This window comes from Cupriavidus sp. LA-1 (assembly GCF_055385985.1).
Map to the genome: position 1 here is coordinate 1,312,480 of NZ_AP031387.1, position 14,642 is coordinate 1,327,121.

At 65.8% G+C, this 14,642-nt stretch carries 13 protein-coding genes; 12 read left to right on the forward strand and 1 reads right to left on the reverse strand.

Annotated elements, in window-relative coordinates; all coding sequences use genetic code 11:
* Positions 1–2: 2 nt before the first annotated feature.
* The 4 genes from ccoP to ACZ5MJ_RS06270 are packed head-to-tail and all read left to right on the forward strand — an operon-like array spanning position 3 to position 2,937.
* Positions 3–920 carry a cytochrome-c oxidase, cbb3-type subunit III gene (gene ccoP, locus ACZ5MJ_RS06255; protein ID WP_464222967.1) on the forward strand — a complete coding sequence of 306 codons (918 nt, stop codon included), beginning with the start codon at positions 3–5 and terminating at the stop codon, positions 918–920.
* A 49-nt stretch (positions 921–969) separates the two neighbouring features.
* A complete protein-coding gene (ccoG, locus tag ACZ5MJ_RS06260) occupies positions 970–2,442 on the forward strand; it encodes a cytochrome c oxidase accessory protein CcoG (protein WP_464222969.1) in 1,473 nt (490 codons plus the stop codon).
* A gap of 43 nt (positions 2,443–2,485) precedes the next feature.
* Entirely contained in the window at positions 2,486–2,695 is a 210-nt protein-coding gene (locus ACZ5MJ_RS06265) for a hypothetical protein (protein WP_464222970.1), read from the forward strand.
* A complete protein-coding gene (locus ACZ5MJ_RS06270) occupies positions 2,692–2,937 on the forward strand; it encodes a hypothetical protein (protein WP_464222972.1) in 246 nt (81 codons plus the stop codon). The genes ACZ5MJ_RS06265 and ACZ5MJ_RS06270 overlap by 4 nt, the downstream gene beginning before the upstream one ends.
* Positions 2,938–2,995: 58 nt before the next feature.
* Here ACZ5MJ_RS06270 and fnr read toward each other — a convergent pair whose 3' ends face one another.
* Positions 2,996–3,721 (reverse strand): fumarate/nitrate reduction transcriptional regulator Fnr, encoded by a 726-nt coding sequence (gene fnr, locus ACZ5MJ_RS06275; RefSeq protein WP_464222974.1) that lies wholly within the window; start codon positions 3,719–3,721, stop codon positions 2,996–2,998.
* A gap of 78 nt (positions 3,722–3,799) precedes the next feature.
* On the opposite strand from fnr, the gene ACZ5MJ_RS06280 reads away from it, so the two are divergent.
* The 8 genes from ACZ5MJ_RS06280 (at position 3,800) to truB (ending at position 14,640) form a co-directional block, all read left to right on the forward strand.
* Positions 3,800–4,558, forward strand: coding sequence for a sulfite exporter TauE/SafE family protein (locus ACZ5MJ_RS06280; RefSeq protein WP_464222975.1), 759 nt, complete (start codon positions 3,800–3,802; stop codon positions 4,556–4,558).
* 590 nt (positions 4,559–5,148) lie between these two features.
* Entirely contained in the window at positions 5,149–6,009 is an 861-nt protein-coding gene (scpB, locus tag ACZ5MJ_RS06285) for an SMC-Scp complex subunit ScpB (RefSeq protein WP_464222977.1), read from the forward strand.
* 5 nt (positions 6,010–6,014) lie between these two features.
* Positions 6,015–7,919: a 23S rRNA pseudouridine(2605) synthase RluB gene (gene rluB / locus ACZ5MJ_RS06290; protein WP_464222979.1), complete on the forward strand. Its 1,905-nt coding sequence runs from the start codon at positions 6,015–6,017 to the stop codon at positions 7,917–7,919.
* Positions 7,920–8,220: 301 nt separating this feature from the next.
* A complete protein-coding gene (gene rimP / locus ACZ5MJ_RS06295) occupies positions 8,221–8,709 on the forward strand; it encodes a ribosome maturation factor RimP (protein ID WP_306849022.1) in 489 nt (162 codons plus the stop codon).
* Entirely contained in the window at positions 8,706–10,181 is a 1,476-nt protein-coding gene (gene nusA, locus ACZ5MJ_RS06300) for a transcription termination factor NusA (RefSeq protein WP_464222982.1), read from the forward strand. The genes rimP and nusA overlap by 4 nt, the downstream gene beginning before the upstream one ends.
* Positions 10,182–10,272: 91 nt before the next feature.
* The gene (gene infB / locus ACZ5MJ_RS06305; protein WP_464222984.1) at positions 10,273–13,170 is read left to right on the forward strand and encodes a translation initiation factor IF-2; all 2,898 of its coding nucleotides are present in this window, start codon (positions 10,273–10,275) and stop codon (positions 13,168–13,170) included.
* A gap of 60 nt (positions 13,171–13,230) precedes the next feature.
* A complete protein-coding gene (gene rbfA, locus ACZ5MJ_RS06310; protein ID WP_115014120.1) occupies positions 13,231–13,599 on the forward strand; it encodes a 30S ribosome-binding factor RbfA in 369 nt (122 codons plus the stop codon).
* A 93-nt stretch (positions 13,600–13,692) separates the two neighbouring features.
* Complete coding sequence (gene truB, locus ACZ5MJ_RS06315) at positions 13,693–14,640, forward strand: tRNA pseudouridine(55) synthase TruB (RefSeq protein WP_464222985.1); 948 nt, start codon at positions 13,693–13,695, stop codon at positions 14,638–14,640.
* The last annotated feature ends 2 nt before the right edge of the window (positions 14,641–14,642 follow it).

A 14,642-nucleotide genomic window follows, 5' to 3' on the forward strand; every position in this document is an offset into this window, starting at 1 on the left:
CCATGAGCGATTTCATTTCCGAATTCTGGAGTTATTACATTGCCGGCATCGCGCTCATCGGCATCGTCTGGTGCGTGTGGCTGCTGTTCTCGCAACGCAAGATCACCAAGACTGCCGGTGGCACCGAAGATACCGGGCACGTCTGGGACGGCGACCTGCGCGAGCTCAACAACCCGCTGCCGCGATGGTGGATGTGGATGTTCCTGCTGGCCTGCATCTTCAGCCTGGTCTACCTGGTGCTGTATCCGGGCCTCGGTTCATATGCCGGCGTGCTGAAGTTCTCCACGCAGGGCGAACTGGCCGCGCACCGCGCGGCGCAGGAGCAGATGCAGAACGAGATCTACGCCAAGTACCTGAAGATGGACGTCAAGCAGGTGGCGGCGGACCCGCAGGCGCGTGAGATCGGCCAACGCCTGTTCCTGAACTACTGCGCGCAGTGCCATGGCTCGGACGCGCGCGGCAGCCGCGGCTTCCCGAACCTGACCGACAATGACTGGCTGTATGGCGGCGACCCGGAAACGATCCAGCAGACCATCACCAAGGGCCGCAACGGCGTGATGCCGTCGTTCGCTTCAACAATCGATGGCAAGCAGGCGGGCGATGTGGCGCAGTACGTGCGCTCGCTGTCCGGGCTGTCGTCGGATCCGATCCGCGCGTCGCGCGGCGAGGGCACCTTCAAGACGACCTGCGCGGCCTGTCACGGCTCCGGCGGCAAGGGCAACCAGGCGCTCGGCGCGCCGAACCTGTCGGACAACGTCTGGCTCTATGGCAGCTCGGAAGCCAGCATTGTCGATGCCATCCTGAAGGGCCATAACAACCATATGCCGGCGCATGAGGAAATCCTGACCCCCGAGCGCATCCGCATGCTGACCGCCTATGTCTGGGGTTTGTCCAATACCGGGGGCGGAGCCGGGAAATGACCGACGACTCATGTGAGCGGGCGCTGGTGGCTCGCGGGAGAGCATGCCCATGAACGCACCCGGGACTGAGGAAAGGGCCCGCGCGGCCGACCTGCAACGGTCGGCCGCTGCGCCGGGCGAGACCTCGGACGAAACGCTCTACGAGGTCCGCCGCAAGATCTATCCGCGCTCGGTGACGGGCGCCTTCTCCAGCTGGCGGGTCTGGCTGGTGATCCTGACCCAGCTGATCTACTACGGCACGCCCTGGCTCCAATGGAATGGCCGCCAGGCCGTGCTGTTCGACCTTGGCGAGCGCAAGTTCTATATCTTCGGGCTGGTGCTGTGGCCGCAGGACGTCATCTACCTGGCGGTGCTGCTGGTCATCTCCGCGCTGGCGCTGTTCCTGTTCACGGCGATCGCGGGGCGGTTGTTCTGCGGCTACGCGTGTCCGCAGACGGTCTACACCGAGATCTTCATGTGGATCGAGCGGCGGGTCGAAGGTGACCGCATCGCGCGCATCCGTCTCGACGGCGATCCATGGAGCCTGCGCAAGTTCCGTATCAAAGCGACCAAGCACTTGCTGTGGGTGCTGATCGCGCTCTGGACCGGCTTTACCTTTATCGGCTACTTCGCCCCGATCCGTGAACTGGGCGGCGAGGTGCTGGCCCTGTCGCTGGGGCCCTGGCAGGCGTTCTGGATGCTGTTCTATGCGTTCGCCACCTGGGGCAACGCGGGCTTCATGCGCGAGCAGGTGTGCAAGTACATGTGCCCGTATGCGCGTTTCCAGAGCGTGATGGTGGACCGCGATACCTATGTCGTGACCTACGACGTCGGCCGCGGCGAGCCGCGCGGCAGCCGCTCGCGCAAGACCGACCACCACAAGGCGGGCCTGGGCGATTGCGTCAACTGCAGCATCTGCGTGCAGGTGTGCCCGACGGGCATCGATATCCGCGATGGCCTGCAGTACGAATGCATCGGCTGCGGCGCGTGTATCGACGCCTGCAACCAGGTGATGGACAAGTTGGACTACCCGCGCGGCCTGATCCGGTACACGTCCGAGAACGCGATGCGCAAAGGCTTGTCTGCCGTGGCGTCGCGCAAGCGGCTGCTGCGTCCGCGCGTGATCATCTATTCAGTGATCTGGGTCGCGCTGCTGGCCGGATTCCTGGCGTCCATCGCGCTGCGCACGCCGTTGAAGGTCGACATCATCCGCGACCGCGGCGCGCTCGGCCGGGAAGTGGAAGGACGCTGGATTGAGAACGTCTATCGCCTGCAGCTGATCAACACGACCGAAGCGCCGGTGCGGATCCGGGTAAGCGCCGACAGCGATGAACTGAAGAACCTGACGGTGGAGTACGACAAGCAGGCCGAATTGCTGGCGCCGACCTCCAACCGGTTGCTGCCGATCCGGATCCGCGTGCCGGTCGAGGCCGCGGCGCAGGGCACGCACAAGATCAGCGTGACAGTAACGAGCGAAGGCACGGAGCGGGGGCATGCCGAAATCCGGCAATCCACCAGTTTTATCGTGCCGCGCGATTTGTGAAGCCAGGGGACTCGGACGTAGTCGCCAAGACGAAGGGGGCAAGATGAATCAGCAAGGCAATCCGTGGTGGAAGGAGCCGTGGCCGTGGCTGCTGATGAGCGGTCCGCTGGCGGCCATGGTGGCGTGCGGCGTGACGATCTGGCTGGCGTCAACGCATCCCGACATGCCTGTGCAGGGCGCGACGCGCCATGGCCTGGTGGTGGAGAAGCCCGGGGCCACGCCGCCCAGGCCTGCCACAGCGAGGCAGCCATGAGGTTGCGCTGGCTGATGTGGGTACTTTGGCCGGGGTTCCTGATGGCCGGCTTTGCGACCGCGACGGTCTTTTCGGTTGTCGATCCCGGTGACCTGAAGTTCTTCGGCCACCCGATCGAATCGTCGCGCGAGTCGGTCTACACCGTCGGCTTTCTGCTGGCCTGGGTGTTCTGCGCGCTGTCGAGCGGGTTGACGCTCTACACCATGCCGACGCGGCTGGCCGATACTGACGAACTGGAATGAGGCTGGCGCGGCCATCGTCGCTGCCGGCGCCACATGCGGCGCCGACAGAGGCGATGGCTCAGCAAGTGCGGCTGTAGAGTTGCTTGATGCCGTCGATGTCGACCAGCTTGACATGGCGCTGGCGGATCTGGATCAGGCCCGCTTCGGCAAAGCGGGAGAACAGGCGGCTGACGGTTTCCAGCTTCAACCCAAGGTAGCTGCCGATTTCTTCGCGGCTCATGCGCATCACGAACTCGGACGCCGAATACCCGCGCGCCGACAGCCGCTCCGACAGGTTGATCAGGAAGGCGGCAAGGCGTTCCTCGGCGCGCATCGAACCCAGCGTGACCAGCATGAGCTGGTCTTGCGTGATCTCCTTGCCCATCAGGCGCAGGAACTGCTGCTGCAGCGACGGCAGGTCGGCCGACAGCGATTGCAGCTCGTTCATGCGGACCACGCATACCTCGGTATCTTCCAGCGCGGCGGCATCGGAGGCATGCTGCATCTCGCCGAGTCCGTCGAGCCCGACGATTTCACCGGGCAGATGGAAGCCGGTAATCTGCGAGCGGCCGTCTTCGGTGGTGACGTGGGTCTTGAGCGTGCCGAAGCGGATGGCATAGACGGCGGTGAGTGGATCGCCCATGCGGTACAGGGTTTCACCCTTGTGCACGCGAATGCGCTCTTGCACCAGCGTGTCCATCTTGGCGAGGTCTTGCTGCGACATGCCAACCGGAAGGCACAGCTGCCCCATCGCACAAGTGGAGCAACGGGGCGACATCTCGGTAATGGGAATGGAGGTGAGCAATTGGAACCTGCTAGAAATGGCAGCGAGGGCGCGATTGGTACATTTTAACGTGCGATGTGATCCTGCAGGGAGACAGAATTGACATTTGGAGTGCTGATCAGCGTTTTCCTGCTGGCTTTGCTGGGCGGTGTCCACTGTGCCGCAATGTGTGGTGGCGTGGCCCTGGCGGTGGAACAGCGGCGCGGGATGCCCGCGACGGTCAGCCTGGTGCGCAGCCGCGCCGCCTGGCTTGGTGAGTTGCTGGTGATGCACATGGGCAGGATTTCGACCTATATGCTGCTGGGCGCGGCGCTGGGTGCCGCCGGCGCCTCGGCATGGAAGCAGGATTACTTGCCGGTGCAGCGCTGGCTGTTCGGCGCGGGCAGCGTGATGCTGTTGTGGTCGGGCTGGCGCCTGCTGCACGGCAGTACCTTTAGCGTGAACCGGCTGGAACGGCTGGCAGCGCGTGGCAGTGCCGCCGCGGCGCGGCGGCTGGGCCGCCTGGCGGGCGGCATGCCGGCATTCGTGCGGGCGCGCGGCGGTCTGGCGCGGCGCTATGGGGTAGGGCTGGCCTGGGGCCTGGTACCCTGCGGCATGGTCTATGGCGCGCTGACGCTGGCGCTGCTGGCAGGCAACGCGGGCTCTGGGGCGCTGGTCATGGGGGTTTTCGGGCTCGGCACGCTGCCGAATCTGCTGGTTCTGTCGGGGCTGTCGGGCTATTTGCGGCTGCTGTCGAGGCGTCCCGGCGTGCGGCTGGGGGCCGGCCTCGCGGTGATGGCGTTTGGCGGCCTTGGTATTGCGCGAGCGGTGCTGCTGCCACATTCGCTGGCCGGGCAGGGGTTCTGTCTGGTGTTTTGATGCCGTCTGGGACTTTTCTGAGGCGTTGGCGCCGCTTGGACAACGGATGATGGTTGCAGGCAGAGGCGGGAATGCCATACAATCGCCAACATTGCGGTATCGCGCGGAGTCAGACAGGCCGCGGTAAGCAGCGGCGAGCAGCGCCAGGCGGCCTTCCTACCAGAAGGCGCGCTCAGGACAAGGGAAGCGGAAGGTTTTCGATGCCCGTCCCGCCCCCGCGGTCCATCCGGTTCAAAAGATCTGGTTCAAAAGTCCGGCTGGCACCGTGGTGTTGTAGATGCCGGCCTAGCTCCCGATACCCGTTTTTTCTTGCGTCCGAGGCGTTCAGTTCGCTGACAGCGACGTCCGTAGTGTGCGGATGCGCGACGCAAGAGGTCCGCTGGCCGGTTCATGGCGGCGTGCGGACGATCTCCTGCCGGAACGACCCGGCAACTCGATGCAAAGAAAGGGAAGTGCACGGCTTGGATACAGCAGGTATCCGGCTCGCTGCGCAATGAGATGGCGGTGGCTTTCGCACCGCTGTATCCAAAATCTCCGGTGCCCCGGATCCGTCCGGGAGCAGGTGCAAAGACAGGCTGCACACCATCAACATGAATACCCAAGAGGCGAAGGTCGTCCTCGAGACGGCGCTGATCTGCGCGCAGGAACCGTTGCGCGTCAATGATCTGCGGCGACTGTTTGACGACGACGTCGGTGCAGACACCATCCGCGTGCTGCTCGAGGAACTGCGCCAGGACTGGCGGCCGCGCGGCGTGGAACTGGTGGCGCTGGCAAGCGGCTGGCGCTTCCAGAGCCGGCCGGAAATGCGGGAATACCTCGACCGCCTGAATCCGGAAAAACCGCCAAAATACTCGCGCGCCGTCATGGAGACCCTGGCGATCATTGCCTACCGCCAGCCCGTGACCCGGGGCGATATCGAGGAAATCCGGGGCGTGACCGTCAGCACGGAAGTGATCAAGAAGCTGGAGGACCGCAGCTGGATCGAGGTGATCGGTCACCGCGACGTGCCCGGCCGGCCCGCGCTGTATGCCACCACCAAGGCGTTCCTGGACGATCTTGGCCTGCGCACGCTGGATGAGCTGCCGCCGCTGGAAGACGCCCAGGCACAGGCGCAGGCAGCCTTGCTGGAGCAGCAGGCGATCAATTTTGAAGACCTGGCGGCGAACAAGCCGGCCAGCGCCGACGAAGAAGCTTTTGCCGAGCCGGCCAGCCAGGCTGACAGCGCGGCCGCGGCCGAAGCGTCTGGCGAGAATGAAGCCGACGAGACCGGTCCGGTCGACGCAGGCGCCAATGGCTTCGATGTGCAGCCGCTGCAGCCGGTGGCTGCCGAGGCTGATTCGAACGATTCCACCGAACCAGCCGTACCCAATCCGGACGGGGCGCGGGGCGAACTGCCCGAAGACGGCAACCCGCCGCACCCGAGCGAGCACGACGAGCGCGTGCCGAACTGAACAACATGCAACATCCGATAGTGAATACCTTGTCTGATTCCGTTGAGCAAGACACCCGCCATGCGGGCGCATCCGCCGACACCGGCGCCGCAGAACCCGGATCGGGCAGCGAAGCCGCGCCCCGCCGCAAGGGGCTGCGCCGCGGGCTGAGGAACCTGGTGGCATCGCGCCGCCAGGCGGCGCAGGACCGTGCCGAGGGCGCCGAAGGCGCCAGCGCCGGCGGCCAGGGCGATGCCGGTGAGCCGGGCGCCGCACAGGCGGCTGGCGGCGGGCGCGGTGGCCAGCGTGGCCGCGGCAAGCGCAAGACGGGTCAGGGCGAGGGCGGCCAGGGAAGCCAGGGCGGCCAGGGCGGCCAGGGCAACAGCAAGGCCGACAAGGTTGACCGCGCGGCCAGGGCCGAAGGCACCGACAAGCCCGAGCAGCCCGGCCGCAAGCGCAAGCCGGGCCAGCGCGCCGGCAAGCCGGCAACGCCTGGCGAGGCCCAGGGCGCCGGCGCGCGCCAGCAGGGCCGCCGCAAGGAAGGTGGCAAGCCGCAGGCGCCGCGCAAGGGCCCGGGCCAGGGCGGCGGTGAAAAGACTGCGGCGAGCAGCGAAGACCTGTTCCGCTTCGTGATCTCCGAGCAGTACGACAGCGAAGACACCGTCATTCCGCGCACCAAGGCCAAGCCGGTGCGCGAGCTGTCGGCCGACGACGACGCGCCCAAGCTGCACAAGGTGCTGGCGGAGGGCGGGCTGGGCTCGCGCCGCGAGATGGAAGAACTGATCCTGCAGGGCCGGGTCTCGGTCAACGGGCTGCCGGCGCACATCGGCCAGCGCATCCTGCCGGCCGACCAGGTCCGCGTGAACGGCAAGCTGATCCACCGCAAGGTGTCGACCAAGCCGCCGCGCGTGCTGCTGTACCACAAGCCCGCCGGCGAGATCGTCAGCCAGTCCGATCCGGAAGGCCGTCCGACCGTGTTCGACAGCCTGCCGCGCATCAAGACCGGCAAGTGGGTCGCGGTGGGCCGCCTGGACTTCAATACCGAAGGCCTGCTGATCTTCACCACGTCGGGTGATATTGCCAACCGCTTCATGCACCCGCGCTACGGCGTGGAGCGCGAGTACGCGGTGCGCACGCTGGGCGAGCTGGCCGAAGCCGACCGCCAGCGCCTGCTGCACGGCATCAAGCTGGACGACGGCGAGGCCAACTTCCTGCGCATTGCCGACGGCGGTGGCGAAGGCGTCAACCAGTGGTACCACGTGGCCCTGACCGAAGGCCGCAACCGTGAAGTGCGCCGCATGTTCGAGGCGGTCGGCCTGACCGTGTCGCGCCTGATCCGGACCCGCTACGGCCAGTTCCTGCTGCCCCGCGGCCTCAAGCGCGGCCGCTGGCAGGAAGTGGAGCCGAATGACGTCAAGGCGCTGATGACCGGTGTCGGCCTGAAGGTGCCGGGCAAGGGCGAGCAGGCCCCCAAGGGCGCCACCAAGGTGGGCGGACGCAAGCAGCGCACCGAAGCCGCGATTGCCGGCATGCCGATGCCCACGGGCATGGACGGCCTGCCGCGCTTCGACCAGGGCGGTGCCCGCGGCGGCAGCGGCCGCAGCGGCCAGCCGGATCCGATGAAGACGTCGATGGGCTATATCAGCCACGGTCCGACGTTGCTGACCTCGCACGCGGCCAACCTGGGCGGTGGGCGCGGTACCGGTGCGCGCCAGGGCCGCGGTGGCGCTGGTATGGGTGGCATGGGCGGCATGCGCGGTCAAGGCGGCCAGGGCCAGGGCCAGGGCCAGGGCAAGCCGCGCCGCGGCGGTGGCGAAGCCAATGGCAATGTCATGCCGAAGGCGGCGAAGCCGGGCGGTAACCGTTCCCCGCGCAGCGGCGGAGGCGGTGGTGGCGGCAATCGCGGTGGCAACCGCGGCGGCAACCGATAAGCGCTGATTGCGGCGCTCGGCGGGCAGAACGCCGCCTGGCGCCGCATGCAGTGTGCGGAAATGTCTGGCTTTTGCCTTTTCGACATAATCCGCGTATAATTCAAGTCTATTCAAAAAGCCATCCTCGTCGAGGATGGGCGAATGATGGGCATTGCGCCCATTTTTTTTTGGTTCGCCCGTTTTTCGGTTCTCTCCGCTGGGGCGGGGGGGTGGCGGACAGGCAGGGCTGCAGCAGGGTCGTCCCGGACGGCACCGGCGGGTTTGCCTGCCACGGTGTTGATGGCCATTACTCGGGATAACAGTGCATCTGGCAGATTTGATCGAAACCACCCTTAGCGGCATGGGATATGAGCTGGTCGAGCTCGAGCGTGCCCCGGCTGGATTGCTGCGTGTCTATATCGATCAGCCTGAAACCGGCATTGCCATCGAGGATTGTGAAAAGGTGAGCCGCCAGCTCACCCACGTGTTCACGGTCGAGAACGTCGACTACGAACGCCTCGAGGTCTCGTCGCCCGGACTGGACCGGCCGTTGAAGAAGCTGGCCGACTTCATCCGCTTTGCCGGCGAGGAGGCGCGCGTGACGCTGCGCCTGCCCGTCAACGGACAGAAGAACTTCACAGGCATCCTGCGCGAGCCCACCGGCGCGGCGGGCGAGGAGAAGATTGGCCTGGAGTTCGAGGGCAAAGATGGCCCGGCGCTGCTGGAATTTGCCGTATCCGATGTCGACAAGGCACGCCTGGTGCCGGTGATCGACTTCAAAGGAAATCAAAGAAAAGGGAACAAGCAATGAGCCGCGAAGTTCTGTTGCTCGTCGATGCGCTTGCGCGTGAGAAGAACGTCGACAAAGATGTGGTATTCGGTGCCCTGGAGGCGGCGCTCGCCTCGGCCACCAAGAAGCGTTTCGAGGAAGACGTGGATATCCGTGTCGCGATCGATCGCGAGTCGGGCGAGCATGAAACCTTCCGCCGCTGGCTGGTCGTTCCCGACGAGCTGGGCCTGCAGGAGCCGGACAAGCAGATCCTGCTGTTCGAAGCCCGCGATGAAAACCCCGGCATCGAGCTGGGCGACTTTATCGAGCAGCAGATCGAGTCGGTCGAGTTCGGCCGCATTGGTGCGCAGGCTGCCAAGCAGGTGATCCTGCAGCGCATCCGCGACGCCGAGCGCGAGCAGATCCTGAACGACTACCTGGATCGCGGCGAGAAGATCATGACCGGCACGGTCAAGCGCGCCGACAAGAAGGGCCTGATCGTCGAATCCGGCCGCGTGGAAGCGCTGCTGGCCCGCGACCAGATCATCCCCAAGGAAAACCTGCGCACGGGCGACCGTGTGCGTGCCTATATCCTGAATGTGGACCGCGCCGCGCGCGGCCCGCAGATCGAACTGTCGCGCACCGCGCCCGAGTTCCTGATCAAGCTCTTCGAGAACGAAGTGCCGGAAATGGAGCAGGGCCTGCTGGAGATCAAGGCGGCAGCCCGTGATCCGGGCGTGCGCGCCAAGATTGCCGTGGTCGCGCATGACAAGCGCATCGACCCGATCGGCACCTGCGTGGGCGTGCGTGGCACGCGCGTCACCGCGGTGCGCAACGAGATCGGCGGCGAGGCGGTGGACATCGTGCTGTGGTCGGAAGACCCGGCGCAATTTGTGATCGGCGCGCTGGCGCCGGCGCAAGTGCAGTCGATCGTCGTGGATGAAGAGAAGCACAGCATGGACGTGGTGGTCGACGAGGAAAACCTCGCCGTCTCGATCGGCCGCAGTGGTCAGAACGTGCGCCTGGCGTCCGAGCTGACCGGCTGGCAGATCAACATCATGACCCAGGAAGAATCGGCGCAGAAGCAGGCCGAAGAGAGCGATGTCGTGCGCAAGCTGTTCATGTCCAAGCTGGACGTGGATGAGGAAGTTGCCGACATCCTGATCGAGGAAGGCTTCTCCACGCTGGAAGAAGTGGCTTATGTCCCCATCAGTGAAATGATGGAGATCGAGGCCTTTGACGAAGACACCGTCAACGAGCTGCGCAATCGCGCGCGTGATGCGCTCCTGACGATGGAACTGGCCCGGGAAGAAAAGGTGGAAGAGGTGTCGCAGGACCTGCGCTCGCTCGACGGCCTCAACCCGGAACTGATCGGCAAGCTGGCCGAAGGCGATATCCATACGCGTGACGACCTGGCCGAACTGGCCGTGGACGAGCTGGTCGAGATGACCGGTGTCAGCGAGGAAGAAGCCAAGTCGCTGATCATGAAAGCACGGGAACATTGGTTCACCTGAGGGACACGGCCGGGCCGGCCTACACCTGGCCCGGGCGCGCTTTCCGCAACAATTTGTCCCGACGTAGAAACCAAGCATTGAAAGGGTTTGAATGGCAAGCACAACAGTTGCCCAACTGGCCGCAGAACTGAGTCGCAGCGCAGCTGCCCTGCTGGAACAATTGCAGGCGGCTGGGGTGGGCAAAGCGACGCCAGAGGACATCATCACGGAATCGGATAAGACCAGGCTGCTGGACTATCTGAAGCGCTCGCACGGCCAGGCCGACGACAGCGCCCGCAAGAAGATCACACTGACCAAGCGCGAAACCTCCGAGATCCGCCAGTCGGATGGCGCCGGCAAGACCCGCACGGTCCAGGTCGAAGTGCGCAAGAAGCGCGTGCTGATCAAGCGCGACGAAGCTGCGCATGATGCCCAGGCCGACGGTGTCGAGGCACAAGCCCCGGCCGTGGACGCTGCCGATGAGGCGCACCGCGAAGAGGAAGAACGCCGCCAGGCCGAGCAGCTGGCGCGCCAGGAAGCCGAAGCCAAGGCCGCCCGCGAGGCAGCCGAGCGCGAGGAAGCCGAGCGCCGCGCCCGCCAGGAAGCACTGGAGGCTGAACAGCGCCGCCAGGCCGAACTCGCCGCCCGCAAGGCGGAGGAAGAGGCTGCCGCTTCGCGCGCCGTGACCGAAGCCAACGAGGACTCCTCGCGCAAGAAGGCCGAGGACGAGAAGGCCCGCGTCACCGCCGAGCGCGCCGAGGCGCAGAAGGCTGCCGACGAGGCCAAGGCCGCCGCCGACAAGGCCCGCGCCGAGCAGGAAATCGCTGCGCGCAAGCGCCGCGAAGCCGCCGAAGCCGAAGCCCGCGCGATCCAGCAGATGCTGAACGCACCGGCACGCGTGCTGAAGGCGCCGTCCGAGCGCAAGGCCGAGGAAAAGAAGGCCGAGCAGACCGGTACGCTGCACAAGCCGGTCAAGCCGGCAGGTGCGACCGAAGCCAAGCCGGGCGAGAAGAAACCGGTGACCGCGACCGCCACCACCACCACCGCCGACAAGAAGGGCAAGGTCGTCAAGGCCGGCACCTCGTCGACGTGGCAGGACGAAGGCAGCCGCAAGAAGGGCAGCGGCCTGAAAACGCGCGGCGATTCGTCGGGCGGCGTGGGCGGCTGGCGCGGTGGCCCGCGTGGCCGCGGCAGCAGGCAGCAGCAGCACGACGACAGCCGCAGCAACTTCCAGGCGCCGACCGAGCCGGTGATCCGTGAAGTGCACGTGCCTGAAACCGTCTCCGTGGCCGACCTGGCCCACAAGATGGCGGTGAAGGCATCCGAGGTCATCAAGCAGATGATGAAGCTCGGCCAGATGGTGACGATCAACCAGGTGCTGGACCAGGAAACCGCCATGATCGTGGTGGAAGAAATGGGCCACAAGGCGTACGCCGCCAAGCTGGACGATCCGGAAGCCCTGCTGGTGGTGGACGGCGAGGAACACGAAGACGCCGAACTGCTGCCGCGTCCGCCGGTGGTGACCGTGATGGGTCACGTCGACCACGGCAAGACCTCGCTGCTGGATTACATCCGCCGCACCAAGGTGGCCGCGGGCGAAGCCGGCGGCATTACGCAGCATATCGGTGCCTACCATGTGGAAACCGACCGCGGCGTGATCACCTTCCTGGACACCCCGGGTCACGAGGCCTTCACGGCCATGCGTGCCCGCGGCGCCAAGGCAACCGACATCGTGATCCTGGTGGTCGCGGCCGACGACGGCGTGATGCCGCAGACCAAGGAGGCGATTGCGCATGCCAAGGCTGCCGGCGTGCCCATCGTGGTGGCGATCAACAAGATCGACAAGCCCGATGCCAACCCGGACCGCGTCAAGCAGGAACTGGTGGCCGAGCAGGTGGTGCCGGAAGAATACGGCGGCGATTCGCCGTTCGTGCCGGTGTCCGCCAAGACCGGTGCAGGCATCGAAGACCTGCTGGAGCAGGTCTCGCTGCAGGCCGAAGTGCTGGAACTGAAGGCACCGGTGGATGCCCCGGCCAAGGGCCTGGTGGTGGAAGCCCAGCTGGACAAGGGCAAGGGCCCGATCGCAACCATCCTGGTCAGCAGCGGCACGCTCAAGCGTGGCGATGTGGTCCTGGCTGGCAGCGCCTACGGCCGCGTGCGCGCCATGCTGGACGAGAACGGCAAGGCGACCAAGGAAGCCGGTCCGTCGATCCCGGTGGAAATCCAGGGTCTGTCGGAAGTGCCTGCCGCCGGTGAGGAAGTGCTGGTGCTGCCGGACGAGCGCAAGGCACGTGAAATCGCGCTGTTCCGCCAGGGCAAGTTCCGCGACGTGAAGCTGGCCAAGCAACAGGCCGCCAAGCTCGAGAACATGCTCGAGCAGATGGCCGAAGGCGAAGTGCAGACGCTGCCGTTGATCGTCAAGGCCGACGTGCAGGGTTCGCAGGAAGCGCTGGTGCAGTCACTGCAGAAGCTGTCGACTGCCGAAGTGCGCGTGCAGATCGTGCACGGCGGCGTGGGCGGCATCTCCGAATCCGACGTCAACCTGGCGACGGCTTCGAAGGCGGTCATCATCGGCTTCAACGTGCGTGCCGATGCGGGTGCGCGCAAGCTAGCCGAGCATAACGGCATCGATATCCGCTACTACAACATCATTTACGATGCGGTAGACGAGATCAAGGCGGCGATGTCGGGCATGCTGGCGCCGGAGAAGCGCGAAACCACCATCGGCCAGGTCGAGGTGCGCCAGGTGTTCCGCGTGCCGAAGATCGGTGCGGTGGCCGGCTGTATGGTTACCGACGGCCTGGTCAAGCGCAATTCGCTGGTGCGCGTGCTGCGCAACAACGTGGTCATCCACGACGGCGAGCTGGATTCGCTCAAGCGCTTCAAGGACGACGTCAAGGAAGTCAAGCAAGGCTTCGAGTGCGGTCTGTCGATCAAGAACTTCAACGATGTTCAGGAAGGCGACCAGCTCGAGGTGTACGAAATCACAGAGGTGGCGCGTACGCTGTAAGGCGTCGCAAGCAACGGCAGGCTTCGGCCTGCCGTTGTCATCTCGACTAGACAGTATTGAATGGCCAAGAAAGGCAATATCTCCTCCCGCAATCTCCGCATCTCCGACCAGATCCAGAAGGACCTGGCCGAGATGATCCAGCGCGAACTGCGCGACCCGCGCCTCGGCCTGGTCACGCTGCAGTCGGTCACGCTGACGCCTGATTATGCGCACGCCAAGGTGTATTTCACCGTGCTGGGCGCCGAAGCCGCCGAAGCGGAAGCCATCCTGAACGAAAAGTCAGGCTATCTGCACTCGCTGCTGTACAAGCGCCTGCATATCCATACCGTGCCGACGCTGCGCTTCTTCCACGATACCTCGGTCGAACATGCGATCGAGATGTCCAAGCTGATCAACGAAGCGAACGCCACGCGTTCGAAAGACGACTGATGCCGGCGCCCGTGCCGACTGGCATGGGCTACCCTCGCCGCGGGCGCCATCCGCGCTGCATCGTCGCCTCCCGCTTTCTCCGGCTTTCTCCCGATGACCGATTCGAACGCCAACCGTCCGCCGCGCCTGCCGCGCCGCGAGGTCCATGGTGTGCTGCTGCTCGACAAGCCGCTGGGCCTGTCGTCCAACGACGCGCTGGTGCGCGCCAAGCGCCTGTTGCGCGCGGCCAAGGCCGGGCATACCGGCACGCTCGATCCGCTTGCCACCGGGCTGCTGCCACTGTGCTTCGGCGAGGCCACCAAGTTCTCGCAGGACCTGCTGGAAGCGGACAAGACCTATGACGCCGAGGTGCGCCTGGGCGCGCGCTCGAGCACGGGCGACGCCGAAGGCGAACTGCTCGACGTGCGCGAGGTCAGCTGCGACCGCGCCGCGGTGGAGCAGGCGCTGGCAAGCTTCCTGGGCGAAATCGAGCAGGTGCCGCCGATGCATTCGGCGCTGAAGAAGGATGGCCGCCCGCTGTACGAATACGCGCGCGCCGGCCAGACCGTGGAGCGCGCGGCGCGCCGTATCACCATCCATGCGATCGCACTGCTGGACTGCGCCTTGCCCGAGGCCCCGTCGTTCACGATGCGGGTGACATGCAGCAAGGGCACCTATATCCGCACGCTGGCCGAGGACATCGGCGAGGCGCTGGGCTGCGGCGCGCACCTGACCGGCCTGCGCCGGATCGCCGTGGGTGACCTGACGCTGGACGGCGCGGTGACGCTGGAGCAGATCGAACAGCAGGACGACGCGCAACGCCCGGCCATGCTGGCCCCGGTGGATGCCTTGCTGCAGAAATGCGTGCCGGTGCATCTGGACGATGCCGCGGCGGGGCGTTTCCTGCAGGGCCAGCGCATCGCCCAGCGCGACCTGCCGGCCGGCACCCAACTGGCCGAAGATGCGCTGGCACGCGTCTACGCCGGCACGCCGGCCCGCCTGCTGGGCGTGGCGCGCATGCGCGAAGGCGCGTTGCGGCCGGAGCGGCTGGTCAAGCTGTAACG